2 protein-coding genes are annotated in these 1720 nt (G+C 69.4%); both read left to right on the top strand.

The window, feature by feature from the left end; genetic code table 11:
• Positions 1-650: OmpW family outer membrane protein (locus VI078_09200; protein HEY5999457.1), on the top strand; the 650-nt coding region annotated here is incomplete at its 5' end.
• Positions 651-718: 68 nt separating this feature from the next.
• The coding region (locus VI078_09195; GenBank protein HEY5999456.1) for a TrpB-like pyridoxal phosphate-dependent enzyme at positions 719-1720 on the top strand (1002 nt) is incomplete at its 3' end.

Raw genomic sequence — 1720 nt, 5'->3', positions numbered from 1 at the left:
TCGCCGCGGCGGTCGCGGCCGCGCTCGCGCTGGGGGCGGCGCCCGCGGCGGCGCAGTCGGGGAAGGGGGAGTACCTCGGCGCCTGGTCGGCGGCGGCCTCCGTCGGCTACGCGGTGCCGAACACGGACGAGTACGCGAACGCCTTCGCGTGGCGGGTCGCCCTCGGCTACAGCCCGGTGCCGCAGTTCGAGCTGGACCTGGAGCTCGGCGGCTTCAGCGCGGACGTTTCCCAGCCCGAGGCCGGCGGCGTGCCGACCCACACCATCGCCTCCGGAAGCCTCGGCGTGCGGCCGGTGTGCCTCACCGCGCAGTACCGCCGGCCGCTGCCCGAGATGCTCTCGACGCTGACGCTGCTCGCCGGCGTCGGGTACTACTTCGTCGATTACAGCATGGGGGAGGCGCAGGCGGACGCCTTCACGAAGAGCGGCGTCGCGGGCCTCCCGGACCAGCGGGTCGACGACGCCTGGGGCTTCCACGTCGGCGCGGGCCTCGAGTACGCCCTCTCGGAGCGCATCAGCCTCGTCGCCGACGGCCGCTACATCTTCCTCGAGCCGTCCGCGCGCGGCACCGGCGCCGGCGGCAGCAGTTTCGACGTCTCCCTGGATCTGGACACCTGGCTGTTCTCCGGCGGGGTCAAGGTCGCCTTCTGACCGCCCGGCCGCAACTGCAACTCACCCCGGCGCCGCACCGGCTGACCGGGCCAGGAGGAGGAGCGAACGTGACCGAGACGAAGATCATCCTCAGCGAACGGGAGATGCCGACCCACTGGTACAACATCCTCCCCGACATGCCCTCCGCGCCGGCGCCGCCGCTGCATCCGGGGACCGGCAAGCCGGTGGGGCCGGACGACCTCAAGGCGATCTTCCCGATGTCGCTGATCGAGCAGGAGATGAGCCCGCAGCGGGAGATCCCGATCCCGGAGGAGGTCCGCGAGATCCTGACGCTGTGGCGGCCGAGCCCGCTCTACCGCGCCAAGCGCCTCGAGCAGGCGATCAAGACGCCGGCGCGCATCTACTACAAGTACGAGGGCGTGAGCCCGGCCGGCAGCCACAAGCCCAACACCGCCGTGGCCCAGGCCTACTACAACAAGGCGGCAGGCATCAAGCGTCTGGCCACCGAGACCGGCGCCGGCCAGTGGGGCTGCGCCCTGGCCCTGGCCTGCAATTTCTTCGACATGGAGTGCACCGTTTACATGGTGAAGGTGAGCTATTATCAGAAGCCCTATCGCCGCTCCCTGATGCACATCTGGGGCGCCGAGGTCTCTCCTTCTCCCGGCGACCGCACCCAGGCCGGCCGCGCCATCCTGGCGAAGGACCCCGAGACCTCCGGCAGTCTGGGCATGGCCATCTCCGAGGCGGTGGAAGATGCGGCCACTCACGCCGACACCAACTACTCCCTGGGGAGCGTCCTTAATCACGTCATGCTGCACCAGACCATCGTCGGCCTGGAGGTGAAAAAGCAACTGGCCCTGGCCGGCGAGACCCCGGAAGTGCTCATCGGCTGCGTCGGCGGCGGCAGCAACTTTGCCGGTTTCTGCTTCCCTTTCATCCCGGACAAGCTGAAGGGTAAAGATATCCGGTTCGTGGCGGTGGAGCCTGCCGCCTGCCCCACCCTGACCCGGGGCACCTACACTTACGACTTCGGCGACACCGCGGGCCTCACCCCACTGACCCTGATGTACACCCTGGGTCATACCTTCGTACCCCCGGGAATTCACGCC

The organism is bacterium (assembly GCA_036524115.1).
GTDB lineage: Bacteria > JAUVQV01 > JAUVQV01 > JAUVQV01 > DATDCY01 > DATDCY01.
This window is presented reverse-complemented; position numbering and strand designations above follow the sequence as displayed.